The organism is Sphingomonas quercus (assembly GCF_018863195.1).
GTDB lineage: Bacteria > Pseudomonadota > Alphaproteobacteria > Sphingomonadales > Sphingomonadaceae > Solisphingomonas > Solisphingomonas quercus.
Genome location: NZ_JAHKRT010000001.1, coordinates 161,682 through 183,682 on the forward strand (window position 1 = coordinate 161,682; position 22,001 = coordinate 183,682).

A 22,001-nucleotide genomic window follows, 5' to 3' on the forward strand; every position below is an offset into this window, starting at 1 on the left:
GACGCGGCCATCAGGTGCCGGGCCGGAGTTGAGAGACGAACTGCTCGAACAGGTAATGGCTGTCCTGCGGTCCGGGGCTGGCCTCCGGATGATATTGGACGCTGAACGCCGGCCTGTCCTTGAGCCTGAGGCCGGCGAGCGAGCCGTCGAACAACGACACGTGCGTCGCCTCGGCATTGGCGGGCAGGCTGTCGGCCTCCACCGCAAAGCCGTGATTCATGCTGGTGATCTCCACCCGGCCGTCGTCGGTGCGCTTCACCGGATGGTTGGCGCCGCGATGGCCCTGGTGCATCTTCGACGTCTTGCCGCCGATGGCGAGGCCGAGCAGCTGGTGGCCGAGGCAGATGCCGAAGATCGGCTTGCCGACGTCGAGAAGGTGCCGGATCACCGGCACGGCATAGGCGCCGGTCGCCGCCGGATCGCCGGGCCCGTTGGAGAGGAACACGCCGTCGGGCTGATGCGCCATCACCTCCTCAAAGGTCGCGGTGGCGGGCACGACGGTGACATGCGCGCCGGCAGCGACGAGGTTGCGCAGGATGTTGCGCTTCAGACCATAGTCGATGGCGACGACATGGGGCCCGTCCGGATTGGCGGCGTGGGTGGCATAGCCCTCGCCCATCGTCCACAGCCCGTCGTCCCACTTGTAGGTCTGGAGGGTCGATACCTCCCTGGCGAGGTCCATGCCCTCCAGGCCCGGCCACGCCCGCGCCTTCGCGGCGAGGCCAACGACGTCGAACTCGCCCTTCGCATTATGGGCGATGACGCCGTTCGGCGCGCCATGGATGCGGATCGCCCGGGTCAGCGCCCGCGTGTCGACGCCGGCGAGGCCGATGCGTCCGTTGGCCTTGAGCCAGGCGTCGAAGCGACCGGTGGCGCGGAAATTGGACGGATCCGTCACATCCTCGCGGACGACGCAGCCGAGCGCGAAGGGGTTGGTCGCCTCCACATCCTCGGGGTTGGCGCCGACATTGCCGATGTGCGGGAAGGTGAAGTTGACGATCTGCCCGGCATAGGAGGGATCGGTCATCACCTCCTGATAGCCGGTCATCGCGGTGTTGAAGCACACCTCGCCAACAGCCTCGCCCTCGGCGCCGAATCCCCGCCCCCATATCGCCGAACCGTCGGCGAGAACGAGGACGCCGGTAGCCCCTTCAGGAGCGCGCGCAGGGGTGTCGGCCATCGTGGTGGCGAGTCCTTCTTGGTTGGCCATGTGGCGGGTAAACGGCCGGCGAGGTAGGGCCCGTACCGCCGCGGGTCAACTCCTGTCGAAATCTGATCGAGCTCGTTATATATGGTCCTTTCCCGGAAACCCGAGGACCCATGATCCGAGACGATATCAAGGTGGCGCTGGTCACCGCCATGAAGGCGCGCGAGACGGACAAGACCGCCGCCCTCCGCCTGATCCAGGCGGCCATCAAGAACCGCGACATCGAGGCGCGCACCGGCGGCGCGCCGGCCGACGACGATCAGCTCGTCACCGACGTGCTGCGCAAGATGGCCAAGCAGCGCCGCGAATCGATCGAGATGTACGACAAGGGCGGGCGCGCCGAACTGGCCGATGCCGAGCGCGCCGAGCTGGCGGTGATCGAGGGCTTCCTCCCCGCGCAGATGGACGAGGCCGCGCAGGCGGCCGTGATCGACGCCATCGCCACCGAGCTGGGCGCCACCGGCCCGAAGGACATGGGCCGGGTCATCGCGCTCTTGAAGGAACGTCATGGCAGCCAGATCGACATGTCCCGCGCGAGCGGGCTGGTGAAGGCGCGGCTCACCGCCTGACGGCACGCGCCGCCGTCCCGACACAGCGCTCCCGCTGCCTGAGGGCCGTGGGCGGGAGGCGTTGCGCCGCGCCCCGCCCCCGAGTACAGAGCGGAATTGATATAATCGCGGCGTCCGAGTCGCAGCCACCAGGAGGGGAGGACCGCCATGCTGCTGTCCCCCCAGTTTCTCGATGAAATCCGTGCGCGCACGACATTGTCCGCGCTGATCCAGCGCAGCGTGAAGCTCGTCCGCGCCGGCCGCGAGTTCAAGGCCTGCTGCCCCTTCCATCAGGAAAAGACGCCCAGCTTCTGGGTCAATGACGAGAAAGGCTTCTACCATTGCTTCGGCTGCTCGGCGCATGGCGATGCCATTCGCTGGCTGACCGAGGCGCAGGGCCTGTCGTTCATGGACGCGGTGAAGGAGCTGGCGGAGGCGGCCGGCATGGCGCTGCCCGCCCCCGACCCGATCCAGCGCGAAAAGGCCGAGCGGGCCGCCGGCCTGCATGACGTGATGCTGCGCGCCGAGCGCTGGTTCACCGAGCAGCTGGCCGGCATCGGCGGCGGCGAGGCGCGGGCCTATCTGGCCAAGCGCGGCATCGACGCGGAGATGGCGGCCGCCTTCGGCCTCGGCTTCGCGCCCGATTCCCGATCCAGGCTGAAGGGCGCGCTCGCCGATTGCGGCGAGGAGGCGCTGGTCGCCGGCGGCCTGTTGATCGAAGTCGAAGGCAAGGAGCGGTACGACCGTTTCCGCGGCCGGCTGATGATCCCGATCCGCGATCCGCGCGGACGGACGATCGCGTTCGGCGGTCGCATCATCGGCGAGGGCGAGCCCAAATATCTGAACTCGCCGGAAACGCCGCTCTTCGACAAGGGGCGCACCCTCTACAATCTCGATCGCGCCGCGCCCGCCGCGCGGAAGGCCGGGCGAATGCTCGTCGTCGAGGGCTATCTGGACGTGATCGGGCTGGCGCGGGCCGGCATCGGCGAGGCGGTGGCGCCGCTCGGCACCGCCCTGACCGAGCAGCAAATGGGCCTGCTGTGGCGGATCACCGACACGCCGATCCTGTGCTTCGACGGGGACAAGGCCGGTGCCAAGGCGGCGGTGCGCGCCGCCACGCGCGCGCTGCCGGTGATGCCGCTCGGCAAGTCGCTGTGCTTCGCCTCGCTGCCGGCCGGCAAGGATCCGGACGATCTGGTGCGCGACGGCGGCAAGCCGGGCTTCGAGGCGGCCATCGCCCATCCCGAATCGCTGGTCTCGCTGCTCTATCGCGCCGAGCGGGCGGATGTGGACGCATCATCGCCCGACGACCGGGCGCGGCTGCGCGGCGCGCTGGACGCGCTCGCCGCCACTGCGACGGACAAGCTGCTCGCCGAGGAATATCGCCGCTCGTTCAACAATCTCTTCTTCGAGGATTTCGGGTGGAAGAAGCGCGAGCGCTCAGACGTCCAGCAGTCCGTGCTGCGCACCGCCCCCGGCGCCATGCCGGTGCTCTCCACGACGTTCGTGCGCTCGATCCTTTACGGCCTCACCCGCTTTCCGGGGGTCGCGGCGGGCCGGCTGGAGGCGATCGCCGGCCTGCACATCGATCATGACGATTTCCGCCGGTGGCGCGACACCCTGGTCGATATCGGCGTCAACCGGCCGAGCCTGTCGGACGACGGCATCGCCGCGATCCTCGCCGCGGAACGGCTGACGGAGGTTGCAGCGTTCGACCTTCGTTACGATCTGCGCTTTCCCTTCTCGATGCGGCAGGCCGAAACCGGCCATGCCGTCGAGCGGCTGATCGCGATGATCGAGTTGCTAAATGAAGAACGCGACCTAGATGATGAAATGGCGCGGTTGAACGCCCGGGCGATAGCGGATAGCGGCCTCGGCCGTTACGAGTCGATCGAAGCGGCTAGGCAACAGATCAGGGAACGGAAACTCATGCTCCGCGAACGGAGTTTTGAGCTGGGAACGGTTGAGACAATGATGGCAGGCGCGAGCCCGTCGATCATGGCAGCAGGTGGCGGAAACTAAATGGCGAAGACGAACGTGAGCGAGCCGCAGGACAAGACGGAGGCCGGCGACGCGCCGCTGATCGACCTCAACGAGGCCTCGCTCAAGAAGCTGATCACGCGCGCCAAGAAGCGCGGCTACATCACCTATGATCAGCTCAACGAAGCCCTGCCGCAGGACCAGATGTCCTCCGATCAGCTCGAGGACGTGATGTCCGCGCTGAACGAGATGGGCGTCAACATCGTCGAGAATGACGATGCCGGCGAGGACGAGCAGCCCCAGGACGATGCCGACGAGGAGATCGTCGGCGCCGAGGACGGCGAGCCATCCCAGGTCCTCACCGCCACCGCCAAGAAGGAAACCATCGATCGCACGGACGACCCCGTGCGCATGTACCTGCGCGAGATGGGCGCGGTGGAGCTGCTGTCGCGTGAGGGCGAGATCGCCATCGCCAAGCGCATCGAGGCCGGCCGCGACACGATGATCCTCGGCCTGTGTGAAAGCCCGATCACCTTCAACGCGATCATCGAATGGTCGACCGCGCTGAACGAGGGCACGATCCAGCTGCGCGAGATCCTCGACCTCGACGCCATGCTCCACAAGGGCCCGACCGCCGAGCAGGTGGAAGGCGACGAGGACGGCGGAGAGATCAGCGAGAAGACCGCCGGCCCTTCCTTCAAGGACGAGGATGAGCCGGAGGAGGAGACGGCTCCCGACGAGGACGAGGAGTCGCTGACCGAGCGTCGCGCCCCGCGTCCGTCCGAGGAGGATGAGGACGACAATACGCTGAGCCTCGCCCAGATGGAGGAGCAGCTCAAGCCGCAGGCGCTTGAGAAGTTCGCGGCCATCACCGAGCTCTACAAGAGCTTCGCCAAGGTGCAGAATGCGCGGCTTGCCGCCCTCGGCGTCGGCGACGACTTCCCCGCGGCCGAGGAAAATCGCTACCAGAAGCTGCGCGAGGACCTCACCGCCGAGGTCGAAAGCGTGCAGTTCCACGGCGCCAAGATCGAATATCTCGTCGACCAGCTCTACAGCTTTAACCGGCGCCTGACGGCGCTGGGCGGCCAGATGCTGCGCCTTGCCGAGCGTCACAAGGTGCCTCGCAAGGCATTCCTTGACGCCTATGTCGATCACGAGATGGAAGAGGGCTGGCTCGATCGGGTCGGCGGCCTCGACAAGAAGTGGGCCGCCTTCGCGGCGGCCGAGCGTGCGCCGGTCGATCGCATCCGCACGGAGATCGGCGAGATCGCCCAGGCCACCGGCATGGCGCTGGCCGAGTTCCGCCGCATCGTCAACATGGTCCAGAAGGGCGAGCGCGAGGCGCGCATCGCCAAGAAGGAGATGGTCGAGGCCAATCTGCGCCTCGTCATCTCCATCGCCAAGAAATACACCAATCGCGGCCTGCAGTTCCTCGACCTGATCCAGGAGGGCAATATCGGCCTGATGAAGGCCGTGGATAAGTTCGAATATCGCCGCGGCTACAAATTCTCGACCTACGCGACCTGGTGGATCCGCCAGGCGATCACCCGCTCGATCGCCGATCAGGCGCGCACCATCCGCATCCCGGTCCACATGATCGAGACGATCAACAAGCTGGTCCGCACCAGCCGCCAGATCCTGCACGAGATCGGCCGCGAGCCGACGCCGGAGGAGCTGGCCGAGCGACTGTCCATGCCGCTGGAGAAAGTGCGCAAGGTAATGAAGATCGCCAAGGAGCCGATCTCCCTCGAAACGCCGATCGGCGACGAGGAGGACAGCCATCTCGGCGATTTCATCGAGGACAAGAACGCTGTCATCCCGGTCGACGCCGCGATCCAGGCGAACTTGAAGGAAACGGTGACGCGCGTGCTGGCCAGCCTGACGCCGCGCGAGGAGCGCGTGCTGCGCATGCGCTTCGGCATTGGCATGAACACGGATCACACGCTGGAGGAGGTGGGCCAGCAGTTCAGCGTGACGCGCGAGCGCATCCGCCAGATCGAGGCCAAGGCGCTGCGCAAGCTGAAACACCCGTCGCGCAGCCGCAAGATGCGCAGCTTCCTCGACCAATAGCGGCCGACCGGTGGGGCCGCCCCGCCGGACAGCCAGCCACACGCAATCAGCGCCGGTGTCCGCAAGGACGCCGGCGCTGATCATTTTGGGCTCGTAACCTCGTCTTTACTGACGGGGGCTATCCCATCCGTCGTGTACCGCGTGGCTTGCCGCGCCTCATCGAGGAAATGCGATGATCGCGACTAATTTTCTTCCGCTGAATCACGGTCAGGTGGCCGAAACCGTCTCCGCGCTCGTTATCGCGGAGGGCACGGCCAGCCATGGCTATTGTGCCTCGCGCAGCCTCGCGCAGGGACCCGACGCCAGCCGGAACATCGCCGATGCGCTGCACTATCTCTGCGTCCTTTACGGGCGCCAGCCGGACATGATCGACCTCGCCTCGCTGCGTCATCCAGCGACGCAGGCGGGCCATTTCCTGGCCGAGGCGGCCGATGCCTTCGCCGCGGAACGGCTCTATCTCGCCCAGCTCGCCGTCGCCGCCGGCCCCCAGCCCAGCACGCCCGGGCAGGCCGACAGCCAGGGCGCCGTACTTGGCCATAATCATGCGCTGGCGATGCTCGCCCGCTCCGATCGCCACGGCACCGCCTTCGGCGCGGCCGCCGCCCTGCTCGTCGACTGGCATGAGGTTCGCGCTTTGCTCGATCTGGCCGCACATCGACTCGGCGTCGACGTCCCCGCCTGTCTGTTGCCGGTTCCCGCCGAGACGCTGGCCATCGCCGCCCTCCTCGCCGAGACCCCCGCGGTGGAGCGCGCCATCGCCTTCGGCGCCCAGCAATTCCTGTTTCAGCAGCGCGGCATGTGGAGCCTGCTCGAGGCGCGCGAGATCGCCCGCCGCAATTCCTGATTCATCTTTTCTCTCTTCCGCATCCTCCCTTACGGCCGGCCGCGCCATCACGCGCGCCGGCCGTTCGCGCGTCCGCGCACTGCCGCCGCCATGGTCCAACCCTGCCGGATATTCCCCCTGCCCCCGACGATGAGAAAGAGCCGCAGCCTTCTCATCCATTATATTAGGGCGCCGCGGAAAAACGCGGTTGCGCGCAGATGTGTCGAAATTTTTCTCTGCAAACTGCGTGGACAAGCAGTAACCGGGCGCGCCATCACTAATTTCGGGTGTCAGGGAGGTAGCGATGACCCATCAAGCACGATGCCTGTGCGGCGCGGTACGCATCACCATCGAAGCGGAGCCGCTGGCGGCGCGCGCCTGCTGGTGCCGGGTGTGTCAGTATCTCGGCGCCGGGGCGAACACCGTCAATGTCTGCTTTCCGGCCGAGGCGGTGACGGCCAGCGGGGCGGTGCAATGGCATGAATGGGTCGCCGACAGCGGGACGGTGATGCGGCGCGGATTCTGCCCTGAATGCGGCACGCCCCTGTTCAGCAATGCGCTGTCGCGCCCGCACCTCACCTTCATCCGCGCCGGCGCGCTCGACGATCCCGAGCTGATCGCCCCACAGGCGACGATCTGGACGAGCGCCGCGCCGAGCTGGGCCTGCATCGATGCCGACCTGCCGCAGGTGGCGTGCCAGCCGGCGCCTGTCGCCTAGGGGACAACGGCGCTCCAGCCCTTGGCCTCTTGCGCCACGGCCTGCCTGGTGGCGCGGGTGTAGAGGCACAGCATCGTCCCCTTGGCCCCCTTCATATGCCGCTGCGGCCAGGCGCCGCGGACCAGCATCGCGTCGACGCCGCTGCCGTCAGGGAAGCCGACCCGGTTGGGCAGCACCCTTGCCGCCCTGAGCCCGGAGGCGCGCAGGCAGGCGGCGCGCCCGGCCCGCTCGTTCTCGGCCCACGCAGCCGGGCTGGAGGCGACGGTCGGCGCGGCGGCGGCGAACAACAGGCAGGCAAGGACGATGCGCATCAATGTCTCCGTCAGGGCCGGTGCAGCACGCCGCCCGGCATTGGCCGCCGCACGCCGGTGGTGCCCGGAAAGCTGATCTCCAGCCCCTTCAACGTACGGACCGCCATATAGGCGAAGCCCTCCGCCTCGGTGGCGTCCCCGTTCCAGCCGAGCGCCTCGATCGGCTCCGCTGCGACATTGCAGCGGCGCGCGATCATCTCCATCAGCGTCGCATTGTGGCGGCCGCCACCGGCGACGATCAGCCGGCGCGGCTGCTCGGGGCAGTGACGGAAGGCGCGCGCGATCGTCTCGGCGGTGAAGGCGGTGAGCGTCGCGGCGCCGTCGGCGGCACTGAGGCCACGCACCGCCGCCAGTCCGAAGTCCGCGCGGTCGAGCGACTTGGGCGGCGGGCGATCGAACCAGCCATTATCGAGCATCGTCGCCAGCACCGCCTCGTCCACCCGGCCGGCGGCGGCGAGCGCACCGCCTGCGTCGTAGCGCGCGCCCGTTTCGGCCAGCACCCAGTCGTCGATCAGGGCGTTGGCGGGGCCGGTATCGAAGGCGATCAGCGCGCCGTCGGCGCCGATGAAGGTGACGTTGCCGACGCCTCCGAGGTTCAGCACGGCGAGCGGCGGCGCGCCATCGGCGGTCAGCGCGCGGTGATAGACCGGGATCAGCGGCGCCCCCTGACCGCCGGCGATGACATCGGCCGAGCGGAAATCGTCGACGACGGGGATGCCGAGCATCTTCGCCATGCGATCGCCCTCGCCGATCTGCCATGTCCAGCCGCGGTCGGGCCGGTGGGCGATGGTCTGGCCGTGGAAGCCGATCACCGCCACCCCGGAGGCCTCGACGCCGGCATGCGCGAGCAGGCGGCGGACGAGATCCATGTGCCGGTCCGTGAGCATCGCGGCGGCGGCGTCGATCACCAGATCGTGACGCGGGCGGCTGAAGCTGAGCGCCATGGCGGTCGCCTCGCGGATGGCGGCGCGCTCCTCGTCGGGATAGGGCTCGGTGAGAAAGGCGACGGGCCTGACCGCCCCCTCCCCGTCCGTCTCGATCAGCGCGGCGTCGATGCCGTCGAGCGAGGTTCCGGACATGAGGCCCACGGCAAGCACGCTACCCAAGGCTTTCTCCCCCTGCTAGGCGACATCCGCCATGACTGAATTCCGATCAGACCTGCTACGCCTCCTCTCTTCGCGGGGCTATATCCATCAAGTCACCGATGCGGCCGCGCTCGACGCGCTGGCGCAAAAACAGGTCGTGCCGGGCTATATCGGCTTCGATCCGACGGCGCCGTCGCTGCATGTCGGCAGCCTCGTCCAGATCATGCTGCTGCGGCGCATGCAGCAGGCCGGCCACAAGCCGATCGTCGTCATGGGCGGCGGCACCGGCAAGATCGGCGACCCGAGCTTCAAGGACGAGGCGCGGCGCCTGCTGACCGGCGATATCATTGCCGAAAATGTCGCCTCGATCCGGCGCATCTTCGAGCGTTTCCTGACCTTCGGCGACGGGCCGACCGACGCGATCATGGTCGACAATGCCGAATGGCTGGATCGGCTGGAATATATCCCCTTCCTGCGCGACGTCGGCCAGCATTTCTCGATCAACCGCATGCTCAGCTTCGATTCGGTGAAGCTTCGGCTCGACCGCGAACAGTCGCTGAGCTTCCTCGAATTCAACTACATGATCCTCCAGGCCTATGATTTCCTGGAGCTGTCGCGCCGCGTCGGCTGCCGGCTGCAGATGGGCGGCTCGGATCAATGGGGCAATATCGTCAACGGCATCGAGCTCGCCCGCCGCATGGACGGCACCGAAGTCTATGGCGTCACCACCCCGCTGATTACCACCGCCGACGGCGGCAAGATGGGCAAGACCATGGCCGGCGCCGTTTGGCTGCATGAGGATCAGCTGCCGCATTTCGATTACTGGCAGTTCTGGCGCAACACGCATGACGCCGATGTCGGCCGCTTCCTGCGGCTGTTCACGGATCTTCCGCTCGACGAAATCACCCGGCTGGAGGCGCTCCAAGGCGCCGAGATCAACGAGGCGAAGAAGATCCTCGCCGATGAGGCGACGGCGATGTGCCGAGGGCGTGGCGCCGCCGCCGTCGCCGCCGCCACCGCGCGGGCCACCTTCGAGGAGGGCGGCGCGGGCGAGGCGTTGCCGAAGCTCCAGGTGGCGGACGGACGCATCCCGATCGTGGTGGCGCTGACCAGCCTCGCGCTTGCCGCATCCAATGGCGAGGCGCGGCGCAAGATCGCCGAGGGCGCCGTGCGCCTCAACGACATCGTTGTCCGCGACGACAAATATGAGGTCGTGCTGGATCAGGAGGAGCCGGTGAAGATCAGCCTCGGCAAGAAGCGTCACGGGCTGCTGACGCGATGATCCGCCGATTGATCGCCGCTGCCGTCGCGCTGCTCGCCGCATCCACGGCGCCGGCCGCCCCGCTCGACGACATTGCCCAGCGCTACGTGAAGATGTCGCTGGAGGCGGGCGAGCGCGAACCGGGCTATGTCGACAGCTATTACGGCCCGCCCGAATGGGCGGAGGCCGCAAGGAAGGCGCCACGCAGCTTCGCCGATCTGCGCGGCGAGGCGCAGGCGCTCGCCAGGGCACTGGCGGCAATCGACCCGCGGACGCTGGACGCCATGTCCGTCCGCCGCCGCGCCTATCTGCAAGCGCAGGTGAAGGCGGCGACGACGCGGCTGTCGATGGACATGGGCGAGAAATTCCCCTTCCAGGACGAGGCGGACGGGCTGTTCGGCGTGCGCCCGCAGCTGAAGCCGCTTGCTGCCTATGATCCGGTGCTGGCGCGTATCGATCGGCTGGTGCCGGGGCCGGGAGCGCTCGCCGATCGCGTGGATGCGCTGCTCGATCGCTATATCGTGCCTGCGGACAAGGTCGAGCCGGTAATGCGCGCGGCCATTGCCGAATGCCGGGCGCGGACGATGCGGCACATCGCGCTCCCTTCCGACGAGCGCTTCGACCTCGGCCTCGTCACCGGCAAGAGCTGGTCGGGCTATAACTGGTACAAGGGCAACGCCCACAGCCTCATCGAGATCAACACCGACCTGCCGGTGCGCATCGGCCGCGCCGCCGAGATCGGCTGCCATGAGGGCTATCCCGGCCATCATGTGCTGAACATGCTGCTGGAGCGGAAGCTGGCGCGCGGGCGCGGCTGGGTCGAGTTCACGATCAACCCGCTGTTCGGCCCGCAGGGCACCATTGCCGAGGGCACCGCAAATTACGGCGTCCACCTCGCCTTCCCGGGCGAGGAACTGGAGGCGTTCGAGGCGAAGACGCTGTTCCCGCTCGCCGGGCTCGACCCCGGGGAAGCGCCGCGCCTTGCCGCGCTCCGCGACGCGATGGACGAGCTGGCCGGCGCGCGGCTGACGATCGCGGAGATGTATCTCGACGGCAAGATCGACCGCGAACAGGCGATCGCGCTCAGTCAGAAATACCAGCTGCTCTCGCGGACACGCGCCGAGCATGGCCTCGGCTTCACCGAGCAATATCGCAGCTACGTGATCAACTATGCGACCGGCAAGGACATGGCGCAGGCCTATGTCGAGCGCGCCGGACCGTCGCCGGCGGCGCGGTGGGCGCGGTTCGAGGCGGTGATTTCCGAGCCGACGGTGCCGGCGGATCTGCTGCCGAAATAGACGGAGGGGGGCCGGCGGCCTGATCCAGGCGTCACGCCGGCCGTGCCACAACAAGGCCTCAATCTCGCGAGACATTCGACGCATCGGGAGGAGGCGACCCGCATGCTGCTGTCGGTGATGCTGTTCCAGGCGGTGGCGGGGCCTCCTCGCCCGGAGCCGGCGCCGCGCGCGAAGGCGCAGGCGGATTGTCCCGCGGGCCCGGGCGCTGAAGGCGACATCATTGTCTGCGCGCATCGGCGGGAAGGTTTCCGCATCGGTGCCCAGGACGTCGCCAATGAGGAGAAAAGCCTGCCGAAGGCGGATTTCCGCCTGTTCGGGCAGAGCCGTCTGAAAATCTCGGGGGAGCAGAAGGGCGTGGGCGGCTTCACCAGCAATCGGGCGATGGCGACGATCGCCATCCCCTTCTGAACCGCCTCAGCCGCGCCGCACCGGCACTACCCCGGCAAGCACCAGCGAGCCACTGCGACGCGGTACCGCCTTCATCCTGAGCGGAGCAACCCCACCACCGCGTCGCGCTCGAACAGATAGAGGCAGGTGCGCGCCGCCTGCCCACGCGCGCCCTCCAGCCCGCCGTCGCGATCGACCAGCAGGCGGGCGTCGTCGGTGGCCACCGGCACCAGCGCCGTCACCTGCTCCGCGTCGGCGAGCCGGAACGCCGCCTCGCCCGACTGGCGCGTGCCGAGGATCTCGCCGCCGCCGCGCAGCCGCAGATCCTCCTCGGCGATGCGGAAGCCGTCATTGGTCTCGCGCATCAGGGCAAGGCGGGCGCGCGCCGTCTCGCTGAGCGCGGCGCCGCGCAACAGCAGGCAGACCGAACGCTGGTCGCCGCGCCCGACGCGGCCGCGCAGCTGATGGAGCTGGGCGAGGCCAAAGCGCTCTGCGCCCTCGATGACGATCAGCGTGGCGTTGGGCACGTCGACGCCGACCTCGATCACCGTGGTGGCGACCAGCACGGCGATGCGGCCGGCTGCGAAATCGGCCATCACGGCATCCTTGTCCGGACCCTTCATTCGGCCATGGACGAGGCCGATGGCATCGCCGAAGCGCGCCTTGAGCGCCGCCGCGCGTGCCTCGGCCGCGGCCATGTCGGACACCTCGCTCTCCTCGACCAGCGGGCAGACCCAATAGGCCTGCCGCCCCTCGCCGATATGGCGGCCGAGCGCGTCGACAACCTCGTCGATCCGCTCCAGCGAGACGACGCTGGTCTGGATCGGCTGGCGGCCGGGCGGCATCTCGTCCAGCCGGCTGACGTCCATCTCGCCATATTGAGTGAGCGTCAGCGTGCGCGGGATCGGGGTCGCCGTCATCACCAGCAGGTGCGGCGGGCGTTCGGCCTTGGCGGTGAGCATCATGCGCTGGGCGACGCCGAAGCGATGCTGCTCGTCGACCACCACCAGCCCCAGCCGCTTGTACGCCACCGCCTGCTGGAAAATGGCGTGGGTCCCGACGAGGATGTGGATCGAGCCGTCCGCCAGCCCCATCAACGTCGCCTCGCGGGCGCGCCCCTTCTCGCGCCCGGTGAGGATCGCGACATTGACCGGGAGATGGCCGAGATGGCGGCGCAGCGTCTCATAATGCTGGCGGGCGAGAATTTCGGTCGGCGCCAGCATCGCCCCCTGCGCGCCGGCCTCGACAGCATTGAGCAGGGCCATCGTCGCCACCAGGGTCTTGCCGGCCCCGACATCGCCCTGAAGCAGCCGAACCATCGGCGTGCCCTGCGCCATGTCGCCGGCGATCTCAGCAGACGCGCGGGTCTGGGCGCCGGTGGGCGCGTAGGGCAGGCCAAGGGCGGCGCGCAGATGGCCGTCTCCGGCGAGCGGCTCGCCCTTGCGGCTGCGCGTCGAGCGGCGGACCAGCATCAGGGCGAGCTGGTTGGCGAACACTTCGTCATAGGCGAGCCGCTCGCGGGCCATGGCGTCCTGCGGGTCGGCATGGGCGCGCACGATCGCCTCGTGCCAGTCCGGCCAGCCGCGCCGGGCAAGCAGGCTCGGCTCGATCCATTCGGCGAGCGCGGGGGCGCGGGCGATCGCCTGCTCGACGAGAGCGGCCAGCCTCTTGTTGGTGAGCCCCTCGGACAGCGCATAGACGGCCTCGCGCGGGCGGACTTCCTCGTCCGGCTCAAGCACGTCCGGATGGACGATCTGAAATTCGGTGCCGTAAGTGTCGAGGCGGCCGGTGATCCGTCTGGGCTCGTTCAAGGGGAACAGCTTGCGCGCCCAGCCCGAATTGCCGCCGAAGAAGACGAGGCTCAGCGCCTCGCCCGCCCCGTCCACGGCCTGCACCCGGAACGGCCCGCGCGGCGAGGACGAGGAACGATAGCCGACGGGCGTCACGGTGAGCACGATCACCCGCCCCGCCTGCGCTTCGGAGAGGCTGTCCACCGCCACCCGGTCAACCCATGACACCGGCATGTCGAACAGCAGATCGACGACGCGCGTCAGGCCGAGCCGGCCGAGCGGCCTGGCCAGCGCCGCGCCGACGCCTTTCAGCGCCTCTGTCTCGGCGAAGAGTGGATTGAGGATTTCGGGCCGCATCACTAGATACGGCCCGTCTAACACGCAGCCGACAGGCGCCGCCAGCGCCCGCCGGCCAATCGCCTATGGAGCCCCATGGACCGCGCACATCGTCTCCGCCGACTGGGCTTTCGCGCCTGGCATCGCGGCACCAAGGAAGCCGACCTGCTGATCGGAGGCTATTTCGACGCGGCCTCGGCGGCGTGGAACGATGCCGAGATCGACTGGTTCGAGCGACTCCTTGAAGAGGAGGATGTGGAGATCATGGCCTGGGCGATCGGCACAGCGCCATGGCCGGCGCATTATCTCGGGCCGCAGCAACAGGCGATGGCCCGGCTCGATTACATCCCGATCGCGAAGTGAGAGGGCTTCGGCTCATGCACCATCCCTTGTCACCCTGAACCTGTTCAGGGTCCACCCCGCCACCGGCTACCGAGCGCGTGGAGGCGTGGATGCTGACCAGGTTCAGCATGACGGAACACAGAAGCGGGAACCACCTCGACGTGACCGACCTCCAGCGTATCCTCAAGGCCGAGCGGCCGCTCACCCTTTCCGCCGCGCCGCAAGGCTTCATGCCGTGGCTGATGGCCGATCTCGCCCGCGCAGCGGCGGTGAAAGGGGCGCGTGCGGTCTATGTCGCGCCGGACGACGTGACGATGCGCGGCCTCGCCGACGCCGCCGCCTATTTCGCGCCGGAGCTGACGGTGATCGCCTTTCCGGCGTGGGATTGCCTGCCCTATGACCGTTCATCGCCGTCATTGCGCGCCTCGTCCGAGCGGCTCGCGGCACTGCATCGCATGCAGCGCAAGGCTCGCGGCCCCGAGCTGATCGTCACCACCATCAACGCCGTCACCCAGCGCACGCTTACGCCGTTCCGCATCCGCCAGCTCGTCGCCCGTCTCGCGCCGGGCGAGCGGATCGACCGGGACAGGCTGGCCCTGCTGCTCCAGGCCAACGGCTATGTGCGCACCGACACGGTGCATGATGCCGGCGAATTCGCGGTGCGCGGCGGGCTCGTCGACCTGTTCCCGAGCGGCGAGGAGCAGGCGCTGCGCCTCGACTTCTTCGGTGACGAGATCGAGAGCGTCCGCCAGTTCGACCCCGGCGACCAGCGCACCACCGGCCGGCTGGAGGAGGGATTCACCCTGCTCCCCGCCTCCGAGGCGCTGCTCGACGAGGAGTCGATCAAGCGCTTTCGCTCCGGTTATCGCGCCAGGTTCGGCGCCACCGCCACCGGCGATCCGCTCTATCAAGCGATCAGCGACGGCCGCCGGCTGGCCGGCATGGAACATTGGCTGCCGCTGTTCGAGGAGCGGCTGGCGAGCCTGTTCGATCACCTCGCCGACGATGACGTGATTGTTCGCGACGCCGGCGATGCTGGCGCGGCCGACGCCCGCTTCGAGGCGATCAGCGACTATCACGCCAATCGCCTGCGCGCCCAATCCAGCGACCCGGGCAGCTATCGCCCGCTGGAGCCGGCCAGCCTCTACCTCGACAAGGCCGAATGGGACGCGATCGTCGCCGATCGCCCGCTCCACCTCGCGACCCCGTTCCGCGAGCCGGAATCGCCGACCGTCCTCGATTTCGACGTCGAAGGCCCGCGCGATTTCGGAGCGGAGCGCGCCGCCAACGAGAATGTCTATGAAGCGGTCGCCGCCCACCTGCGCAAGCTCGCCCGCGACAAGCGCAAGTCGGTGCTCGCCAGCTACTCGCGCGGGGCACGCGAGCGGCTGTCCGGATTGCTCGCCGATCATGGCGTAAAGCCGATCCACCTCGTCGACAGCTGGCAGGAGGCGCTCGGCGTCACCGGCGTGGCACTGGCGGTGGTGCCGCTCGACCACGGCTTTACCGCGCCGGAAGTGGCGCTCCTCACCGAGCAGGATATGCTCGGCGACCGGCTCGTCCGCCGTGCCAAGCGCAAGAAATCCACCGATGCCTTCCTGCAGGAACTGGCGACGCTATCGCCCGGCGATCTCGTCGTTCACGCCGATCACGGCATCGGCCGCTATGACGGGTTGACCCAGATACCGGTCGGCCAGAGCCCGCACGATTGCGTCGCGCTGGAATATGCCGGCGGCGACAAGCTCTATGTCCCGGTCGAGAATATCGACGTCCTCTCCCGCTACGGCGCCGAGAATGAGGGCGTGACGCTGGACAAGCTGGGCGGCGTCGCCTGGCAGGCGCGCAAGGCGCGGATGAAGGAGCGCATCCGCGAGATCGCCGGCGAGCTGATGGCCACCGCCGCCGCCCGCGCGCTGAGGCCCGCCGACATCGCCGAGCCGGATGCCGGCGGCTATCCGGCATTCGTCGATCGCTTCCCCTATTCCGAGACGGACGATCAGGAGCGCGCCATCGCCGACGTCATCTCCGATCTCGGCGCCGGCCGGCCGATGGACCGGCTGATCTGCGGCGATGTCGGCTTCGGCAAGACCGAGGTAGCGCTGCGAGCCGCGTTCGTGGCGGCGATGGCCGGCATGCAGGTGGCGGTGGTGTGCCCGACCACGCTTCTCGCCCGCCAGCATTTCACCAGCTTCGTCGAGCGGTTCGCCGGCTTCCCGCTTAATATCGGGCGCCTCTCCCGCCTCGTTCCCGCCGCCGAGGCGAAGAAGACCAAGGAGGGGCTGGCCGAAGGCACGATCGACGTCGTCATCGGCACCCACGCGATCCTCGCCAAAGGTGTCGAGTTCAAGCGGCTCGGCCTCGTCATCGTCGACGAGGAGCAGCGCTTCGGCGTCACTCACAAGGAGCGGCTGAAGGCGCTGAAGACCGACGTCCACATGCTGACGCTGACCGCCACGCCGATCCCGCGCACGCTGCAGATGGCGATGTCGGGCCTGCGCGAGCTGTCTGTGATCCAGACGCCGCCGGTCGACCGGCTCGCGGTGCGCACCTATGTCATGCCATGGGATCCGGTGGTGCTGCGCGAGGCATTGCTGCGCGAACATTATCGCGGCGGCCAGACCTATTTCGTGGTCCCCCGCATCGCCGACCTGCCGGACATCGAGAAGTTCCTGCGCGATGACGTGCCGGAGATCCGCTACGTCGTCGCCCATGGCCAGATGGCGCCGACCGAGGTCGAGGAGCGGATGTCCGCTTTCTATGACCGCAAATATGACGTGCTGTTGTCGACGACGATCGTCGAGAGCGGGCTCGATATCCCGTCCGCCAACACCATGATCGTGCATCGGGCGGATCGCTTCGGCCTCGCCCAGCTGTATCAGATCAGGGGTCGGGTCGGCCGCTCCAAGACGCGCGCTTATGCCTATATGACGACCGCGCCCAGCCGCCAGATCACCGAGACCGCCGAGAAGCGCCTGCAGGTGCTGACAAATCTCGATACGCTTGGCGCCGGCTTCCAGCTCGCCAGCCACGACCTCGACATTCGCGGCGCCGGCAACCTGCTCGGCGACGAGCAATCCGGCCACATCAAGGAAGTCGGCTTCGAACTCTATCAGCAGATGCTGGAGGAGGCGATCCTCGACGCCAAGGCCGGCGGCGGGGCGATGGCGCCGGTGCGCCGCGAGGATTTCTCGCCGCAGATCACCATCGACGCGCCGATCATGCTGCCGGAGGATTATGTCCCCGATCTCGACCTGCGCATGGGGCTCTATCGCCGCCTCAACGAGCTGGAGGATGGCGGCAGCATCGAAGCCTTCGCGGCCGAACTGATCGACCGCTTTGGCCCGCTGCCGGAGGCGACGCAGAATCTGCTCAGCGTCATCGAGACCAAGCTCAACTGCCGGGTGGCGTGCATCGCCAAGCTGGATGTCGGGCCGAAGGGCGCGCTCGTCACCTTCCACCCGGATGGCTTTCCCAATGTGCCGGGCCTGCTCGCCTATGTGGAGCGGCTGTCCGGAACGGCGAAACTGCGGCCCGACAGCAAGCTGGTGATCACCCGCAGCTGGCCGGACGCGAAGAGCCGCCTCAACGGCGCGCTGCAACTGTCGAAGGGGCTGGCCAAGGTCGCCGCGTAACGGCACCATGCCCGGGCACCGCTCATCAAGGGCGGGCTGAACAGAGGGGATGGATATGGGGACCGGCTTCCGCGGGCTTGGACTGATGCTGGGCGCGTTATGCGCCACGACATTGCCGGCCGCCGCCGCACGGGCGCAGGGCGAGATCCCGTTCGACGCGGTGGATTTCCTGAAGCCGCCAGCCGACATGCATCTCGGCGAGATCGCCGGCGTGGCCGTCAACGCGCAGGGCCATGTCTTCGTCTACCAGCGCGGCAACACCAGCGGGCCGGCCTATGGCGCCGCGGCGGCGCAACTGCTCGAATTCGACCAGGCCGGCCGCTATGTGCGCGAGATCGGCAAGGGTCTCTATGCCTGGTCCTACGCCCATGCCGTCCGCGTCGACCCGCAAGGCAATATCTGGGCCATGGACAAGGGCTCGGACATGGTCATCAAGTTCACGCCGGCCGGTCGCGTGGCGATGGTGTTCGGCCGCAAACCGGAAGCCAGCGACGAGAATGCGCATCCGCTGGAGCACCCGAATCCGCCGCGTCCCGCCGTCGACGGCCAGTTCCGCCAGGTGACGGACATCGCCTGGGACAGCAAGGGCAATGGCTATATCAGCGACGGCTATATCAATTCGCGCGTCGCCAAGATCGGCCCGGACGGCCATTGGCTGAAAAGCTGGGGCAGCTTCGGCAGCGAGCCCGGCCAGTTCAACACGCTCCATTCGATCGCCAGCGATGCCTCGGATCGCATCTATGTCGCCGATCGCGGCAACCGGCGCATCCAGGTGTTCGACACCGAGGGCAAGCTGCTCGACACCATCACCATCAACGTGCCGGCGCCCGCGAACGCGCCCGCCGCGATCGGCAACCGCCCCAGGCTCAACCCGGACGGCAGCGCCGCCGCGGGCAACGGCACGATGCAGCCCGGCGCGCCCTGGTCGCTTTGCATCACGCCAAAGGGGCCGAACGGGCAATTCCTCTACGTGTCCGATGCGTATCCGGGGCGCATCTACAAGCTGACGCTCGACGGCAAGGTGCTGGGCTGGCTGGGCGGTTCGGGCAAGCAGCTCAAGCAGTTCGGCTGGATCCACGAAATGGCCTGCCCGTCGGAGAACGAGCTTTATGTCGGGGAACTGCTCAACTGGCGGCTGCAGAAGCTGACGCTACGACCGGGCAAGTAACGCCTCTCGCGTCGTCATGCTGAGCCTGGTTCAGCATGACGACGCGCTACTGCGCAGCTATGTAGCGAAGCGTGCCGGCGAGGCGCGCCTCCCCACCCGTGTCGTTGGGATGGTTTATGCCGTCCATCACCGGCACTTCCAGAAAGTCGAACGGGCTCACGCCATCCAGGCAGGCGAGGTTGACGCCAAATTCCTTCTGGTTGGATCGGCGCTGATGATGCGTGTAGATGCCGCAGCGCGAGCAGAAAAAGTGCTGCGCTGAGCCAGTGTTGAAGCGGTAACTCGCCAATGCCTCCTCACCTTGATTGAAGGTGATCCCGCCCATCTTCACCGAGACGGCAATCGCGCCCCGCATCCGGCAATAGGAGCAGTTGCAACGGCGAATGGTATTGAAGCCGTCGCTCAGGCGCACCTCGAAGCGCACCGCGCCACAATGGCACTGTCCGGTTCGTAGATTTGCATCATCCGGCATGGCAGCCTTCCACAAAGCTCAAATCCACGGCCGCTCTTCAACGTCCGAACGAGGGACAGCCCGTCGCTGGCTTCAGCGAAATGTTGCGATAGCCGAGCGCCGCCCGGCGCTCGCCATCGCCGGTCGAGATTACGGCGATGCCCTTGAAAGTCGCAGGGCCCTTGCGGGTCTCGGCACGCTCGACGGGGCCGCGGAGGCGGACGAGGACGAGGTTGGCCAGCTGCGGCGGGTTCTTCTGCGTCAGCCAGTTGCTCGTCTGGCTGCCTTCGCCGGACAGCTCGCGGTCGGGCGAGGTGTCGCCCCCGGCCTTGATCTTCCAGCCGGTCGGCAACCGGCAAACCGCCCACACCTCGACATTCCACATCGAGAACGTGAAGCCCGCGACGCTCTCGCCCTTTTGCAGAGGAAGGTCGACCACCGAGGCCAGAAAGGTGCGCGGATATTTGACGGGGGCTGCCGCCGCCGGTGCGGGCGACGGCGCGAGGAGCAGCAGGGGAAGCAAGGTCAGCATGCTATCTTCGTACCATCGCCTCCAGCGCCGGCAAGTCGAGCGGCGGCGCGGACAGGAAGCCCTGGTAGAAATTGCAGCCTTCCTGGGCGAGCAGGCTCAATTGCTCGGCCGTCTCCACACCCTCGGCGATCACCGCCAGCCCCAGCGATCGCGCCATGTCGATGACGCCACGCACCACGACGCGATCGCGCGGGCTGCCGACGATGTCCTGCGAGAGATGCTTGTCGATTTTCAGATAATCCAGCGGCAGCGCCTTCAGATAGGCGAGGCTGGAATAGCCCGTGCCGAAATCGTCGATGGCGACGCGCAGGCCGCCGGCCCGCAACGCGGCGAGCAGATCGGCGGCGATGTTGAGATCGTCGATCAACCCGCCCTCGGTCACCTCGACGGTGACGCGGCGGCGGTCGAGCCCGCCGGCGTCGATCATCGCGATGAAATCCTCGGCGAAGCGCGGCAACAGCATCTCGGCGGCGGTGACGTTGATCGCCACACGCAGGCGCTGGAGCACGGCCGGCCAGGCGGTGACCTCGGCCACGACCTGCCGCTGCACGTGCTGGGAGAGCTGGACGAGATAGTCCGAGCGCTCGGCAGCGGCGAACAACGTCTCGGCGCCAAGCTCGCCGAGACGCGGATGCCGCCAGCGCGCCAACGCCTCGACGCCGACCACCTGGCCGGTGGTGACGGCGATCTGAGGCTGGTAAAGCAGCTCGATCTCGCCTTGGGCCAGCGCCGAGCGCAGGTCGATCTCGAGCTGGTTCTGGGCGACGGCGGCGTCGACATCGGGCGCGCTCAGCAGGCGGACCGGCCCGCCCTCCCCGGTCTTGGCATCGGCCAGCGCGCCCGAGGCGCGGCGCAGGAGCGCGGCGGCGTCATCGTTGGGCTCGGCGACGGCGATGCCGACATGCGAGGCGAGGTTTATGACATGCTCGCCGGCGACGAACGGCCGCCGCACCGCGTCGGCGAGCGCGCGCCCGAGAAAGCCGGCTTCCTCGGCCGTCACCGGCGCCGGCAGACCGACGAGGAATTCCGCCCCGGCCATGCGCGCGATCATCCGCCGGCCGCGCAGCGCCAGCCGCTCGATCCGCCGCGCGACGATACGCAACAGCGCGTCACCGACATCGACGCCGAATGCGGCGGTGATGATCTCGAACCGACTGACCGAAACCAGCAGCACCGCGACGCCACCGGCCCCGTCGCCCTCGGCGCGGATCGCGGCCTCCAGCCAGCGCCGGGCCGCCTTGGCGTCCTGCAGGCCGGTGAGCAGGTCGCGGCTGCCCGCGGCGACGTGGCCGCCGGCCTCATCCAGTTCCTCGACGCGGGCGATGACGATGTCGTCATCGAGCCGCAGCCGATGGACCAGCCGCCCGCCGTCGCCGTCATGCGAGAAGGCCGTCGATTCGCCAGTATCGAGCAGCGTGGCGAGCGCACCGCGCAGCGAGCGCAGCCCCTGGCGGCCGAGGCGCCGGGCGATGCTGGTGACGCGCGGCTCCAGCGTGCGCGCGCCGATCGCGCGGGCCAGCGCGCTGCTCAGCCGCACGCGGGGCGCGCCCTGCTGCCATTGCCAGCCGAGCGCATCGATCGCCGCCGGCTTGGGTCGCCGCGCAGTCGGGTGGCCGCCATTGATGCGTTCGGCGAGGCGCTCGGCAAAGCGCAGCGCCTGGGCGTATTCGCAGGTCGCGAACGGCTCGGCGAGATAATGGGTGGCACCGGCGGCATAGACCTCGCCGAGGCGGTCGAGGTCGGTTTCGGAAAGGATGGCGAGCAGCGCCGCGCCATTGGCCTCAACTGCATCAGCGAGGCAGCGCATCGCCGCCAGCCCTTCGGCAAAGGCATCGCGCGCATCGACCACCGCCACCGTCGCGCCGGAGGTGACGAAGCGTCGCTCCGCCGCCGCGACGCGCCGGGCGCCGACCGCCAGCCACCCGCAACGCTCGGTCAGCGCGGCCAGCTCGTCTCGACGATGGAAGGAGAGAAGGAAGACGGGTGCCGCATCGGCAATCATCGGCATCCTCCTTACCCCGCGCACGACGAAGGGCCCGGGGGCCACCTTCCCCCGGTCGCC

The 22,001-nt window shown here is 68.2% G+C and carries 18 protein-coding genes; 11 read left to right on the forward strand and 7 right to left on the reverse strand.

Annotated features, from left to right (window positions below):
- Positions 1–10: 10 nt before the first annotated feature.
- Positions 11–1,180, reverse strand: a complete 1,170-nt coding sequence (gene carA / locus KOF26_RS00835; RefSeq protein ID WP_216319865.1) for a glutamine-hydrolyzing carbamoyl-phosphate synthase small subunit — start codon at positions 1,178–1,180, stop codon at positions 11–13.
- Between the two features lie 140 nt (positions 1,181–1,320).
- Between carA and KOF26_RS00840 the strand changes: the two genes are divergently transcribed.
- The 5 genes from KOF26_RS00840 (at position 1,321) to KOF26_RS00860 (ending at position 7,346) form a co-directional block, all read left to right on the forward strand.
- Positions 1,321–1,776 (forward strand): GatB/YqeY domain-containing protein, encoded by a 456-nt coding sequence (locus KOF26_RS00840; RefSeq protein WP_216318496.1) that lies wholly within the window; start codon positions 1,321–1,323, stop codon positions 1,774–1,776.
- A 147-nt stretch (positions 1,777–1,923) separates the two neighbouring features.
- The gene (dnaG, locus tag KOF26_RS00845; protein WP_216318499.1) at positions 1,924–3,777 is read left to right on the forward strand and encodes a DNA primase; all 1,854 of its coding nucleotides are present in this window, start codon (positions 1,924–1,926) and stop codon (positions 3,775–3,777) included.
- Positions 3,778–5,805 carry an RNA polymerase sigma factor RpoD gene (rpoD, locus tag KOF26_RS00850; protein ID WP_216318502.1) on the forward strand — a complete coding sequence of 676 codons (2,028 nt, stop codon included), beginning with the start codon at positions 3,778–3,780 and terminating at the stop codon, positions 5,803–5,805.
- A 172-nt stretch (positions 5,806–5,977) separates the two neighbouring features.
- Positions 5,978–6,649 (forward strand): DUF6975 family protein, encoded by a 672-nt coding sequence (locus tag KOF26_RS00855; protein ID WP_216318505.1) that lies wholly within the window; start codon positions 5,978–5,980, stop codon positions 6,647–6,649.
- 283 nt (positions 6,650–6,932) lie between these two features.
- The gene (locus KOF26_RS00860) at positions 6,933–7,346 is read left to right on the forward strand and encodes a GFA family protein (RefSeq protein WP_216318508.1); all 414 of its coding nucleotides are present in this window, start codon (positions 6,933–6,935) and stop codon (positions 7,344–7,346) included.
- On the opposite strand, the gene KOF26_RS00865 is transcribed toward KOF26_RS00860, so the two are convergent.
- Both KOF26_RS00865 and KOF26_RS00870 read right to left on the reverse strand, forming a co-directional pair.
- Positions 7,343–7,657 (reverse strand): hypothetical protein, encoded by a 315-nt coding sequence (locus KOF26_RS00865; protein WP_216318511.1) that lies wholly within the window; start codon positions 7,655–7,657, stop codon positions 7,343–7,345. The genes KOF26_RS00860 and KOF26_RS00865 overlap by 4 nt on opposite strands.
- A gap of 11 nt (positions 7,658–7,668) precedes the next feature.
- The gene (locus KOF26_RS00870) at positions 7,669–8,754 is read right to left on the reverse strand and encodes an anhydro-N-acetylmuramic acid kinase (RefSeq protein ID WP_216319868.1); all 1,086 of its coding nucleotides are present in this window, start codon (positions 8,752–8,754) and stop codon (positions 7,669–7,671) included.
- Between the two features lie 40 nt (positions 8,755–8,794).
- Between KOF26_RS00870 and tyrS the strand changes: the two genes are divergently transcribed.
- The 3 genes from tyrS (at position 8,795) to KOF26_RS00885 (ending at position 11,709) form a co-directional block, all read left to right on the forward strand.
- On the forward strand, positions 8,795–10,024 hold the full coding sequence (gene tyrS, locus KOF26_RS00875) for a tyrosine--tRNA ligase (RefSeq protein ID WP_216318514.1): 1,230 nt from the start codon (positions 8,795–8,797) through the stop codon (positions 10,022–10,024).
- On the forward strand, positions 10,021–11,301 hold the full coding sequence (locus KOF26_RS00880) for a hypothetical protein (RefSeq protein ID WP_216318516.1): 1,281 nt from the start codon (positions 10,021–10,023) through the stop codon (positions 11,299–11,301). The genes tyrS and KOF26_RS00880 overlap by 4 nt, the downstream gene beginning before the upstream one ends.
- A 102-nt stretch (positions 11,302–11,403) precedes the next feature.
- Positions 11,404–11,709 carry a hypothetical protein gene (locus KOF26_RS00885; protein WP_216318519.1) on the forward strand — a complete coding sequence of 102 codons (306 nt, stop codon included), beginning with the start codon at positions 11,404–11,406 and terminating at the stop codon, positions 11,707–11,709.
- Positions 11,710–11,780: 71 nt separating this feature from the next.
- On the opposite strand, the gene recG is transcribed toward KOF26_RS00885, so the two are convergent.
- Positions 11,781–13,835, reverse strand: a complete 2,055-nt coding sequence (gene recG, locus KOF26_RS00890; protein ID WP_216318522.1) for an ATP-dependent DNA helicase RecG — start codon at positions 13,833–13,835, stop codon at positions 11,781–11,783.
- A gap of 75 nt (positions 13,836–13,910) precedes the next feature.
- Between recG and KOF26_RS00895 the strand changes: the two genes are divergently transcribed.
- The 3 genes from KOF26_RS00895 to KOF26_RS00905 all read left to right on the forward strand — a co-directional run bounded on the left by KOF26_RS00895 (position 13,911) and on the right by KOF26_RS00905 (position 18,956).
- Positions 13,911–14,177 (forward strand): FAD assembly factor SdhE, encoded by a 267-nt coding sequence (locus tag KOF26_RS00895; RefSeq protein WP_216318525.1) that lies wholly within the window; start codon positions 13,911–13,913, stop codon positions 14,175–14,177.
- 140 nt (positions 14,178–14,317) lie between these two features.
- Positions 14,318–17,788, forward strand: coding sequence for a transcription-repair coupling factor (mfd, locus tag KOF26_RS00900; RefSeq protein ID WP_216319871.1), 3,471 nt, complete (start codon positions 14,318–14,320; stop codon positions 17,786–17,788).
- A gap of 55 nt (positions 17,789–17,843) precedes the next feature.
- Positions 17,844–18,956, forward strand: coding sequence for a peptidyl-alpha-hydroxyglycine alpha-amidating lyase family protein (locus tag KOF26_RS00905; protein ID WP_216318527.1), 1,113 nt, complete (start codon positions 17,844–17,846; stop codon positions 18,954–18,956).
- A 46-nt stretch (positions 18,957–19,002) separates the two neighbouring features.
- Here the strand turns inward: KOF26_RS00905 and KOF26_RS00910 are convergent, their stop codons facing one another.
- From KOF26_RS00910 to KOF26_RS00920, 3 genes are read right to left on the reverse strand one after another with little or no spacing between them, the layout of a single operon-like run.
- Positions 19,003–19,428 (reverse strand): GFA family protein, encoded by a 426-nt coding sequence (locus tag KOF26_RS00910; protein ID WP_216318529.1) that lies wholly within the window; start codon positions 19,426–19,428, stop codon positions 19,003–19,005.
- A gap of 37 nt (positions 19,429–19,465) precedes the next feature.
- On the reverse strand, positions 19,466–19,939 hold the full coding sequence (locus KOF26_RS00915; protein ID WP_216318545.1) for a hypothetical protein: 474 nt from the start codon (positions 19,937–19,939) through the stop codon (positions 19,466–19,468).
- 1 nt (position 19,940) lies between these two features.
- On the reverse strand, positions 19,941–21,941 hold the full coding sequence (locus KOF26_RS00920; protein ID WP_216318575.1) for a putative bifunctional diguanylate cyclase/phosphodiesterase: 2,001 nt from the start codon (positions 21,939–21,941) through the stop codon (positions 19,941–19,943).
- Positions 21,942–22,001 lie beyond the last annotated feature (60 nt).

What these genes read in the sequence shown, in the direction of transcription:
- carA (WP_216319865.1), bottom strand. Translation starts at nt 1,180, where the DNA reads ATGGCCGACACCCCTGCGCGCGCTCCTGAAGGGGCTACCGGCGTCCTC.
- KOF26_RS00840 (WP_216318496.1), top strand. Translation starts at nt 1,321, where the DNA reads ATGATCCGAGACGATATCAAGGTGGCGCTGGTCACCGCCATGAAGGCG.
- dnaG (WP_216318499.1), top strand. Translation starts at nt 1,924, where the DNA reads ATGCTGCTGTCCCCCCAGTTTCTCGATGAAATCCGTGCGCGCACGACA.
- rpoD (WP_216318502.1), top strand. Translation starts at nt 3,778, where the DNA reads ATGGCGAAGACGAACGTGAGCGAGCCGCAGGACAAGACGGAGGCCGGC.
- KOF26_RS00855 (WP_216318505.1), top strand. Translation starts at nt 5,978, where the DNA reads ATGATCGCGACTAATTTTCTTCCGCTGAATCACGGTCAGGTGGCCGAA.
- KOF26_RS00860 (WP_216318508.1), top strand. Translation starts at nt 6,933, where the DNA reads ATGACCCATCAAGCACGATGCCTGTGCGGCGCGGTACGCATCACCATC.
- KOF26_RS00865 (WP_216318511.1), bottom strand. Translation starts at nt 7,657, where the DNA reads ATGCGCATCGTCCTTGCCTGCCTGTTGTTCGCCGCCGCCGCGCCGACC.
- tyrS (WP_216318514.1), top strand. Translation starts at nt 8,795, where the DNA reads ATGACTGAATTCCGATCAGACCTGCTACGCCTCCTCTCTTCGCGGGGC.
- KOF26_RS00880 (WP_216318516.1), top strand. Translation starts at nt 10,021, where the DNA reads ATGATCCGCCGATTGATCGCCGCTGCCGTCGCGCTGCTCGCCGCATCC.
- KOF26_RS00885 (WP_216318519.1), top strand. Translation starts at nt 11,404, where the DNA reads ATGCTGCTGTCGGTGATGCTGTTCCAGGCGGTGGCGGGGCCTCCTCGC.
- recG (WP_216318522.1), bottom strand. Translation starts at nt 13,835, where the DNA reads ATGCGGCCCGAAATCCTCAATCCACTCTTCGCCGAGACAGAGGCGCTG.
- KOF26_RS00895 (WP_216318525.1), top strand. Translation starts at nt 13,911, where the DNA reads ATGGACCGCGCACATCGTCTCCGCCGACTGGGCTTTCGCGCCTGGCAT.
- KOF26_RS00905 (WP_216318527.1), top strand. Translation starts at nt 17,844, where the DNA reads ATGGGGACCGGCTTCCGCGGGCTTGGACTGATGCTGGGCGCGTTATGC.
- KOF26_RS00910 (WP_216318529.1), bottom strand. Translation starts at nt 19,428, where the DNA reads ATGCCGGATGATGCAAATCTACGAACCGGACAGTGCCATTGTGGCGCG.
- KOF26_RS00915 (WP_216318545.1), bottom strand. Translation starts at nt 19,939, where the DNA reads ATGCTGACCTTGCTTCCCCTGCTGCTCCTCGCGCCGTCGCCCGCACCG.
- KOF26_RS00920 (WP_216318575.1), bottom strand. Translation starts at nt 21,941, where the DNA reads ATGATTGCCGATGCGGCACCCGTCTTCCTTCTCTCCTTCCATCGTCGA.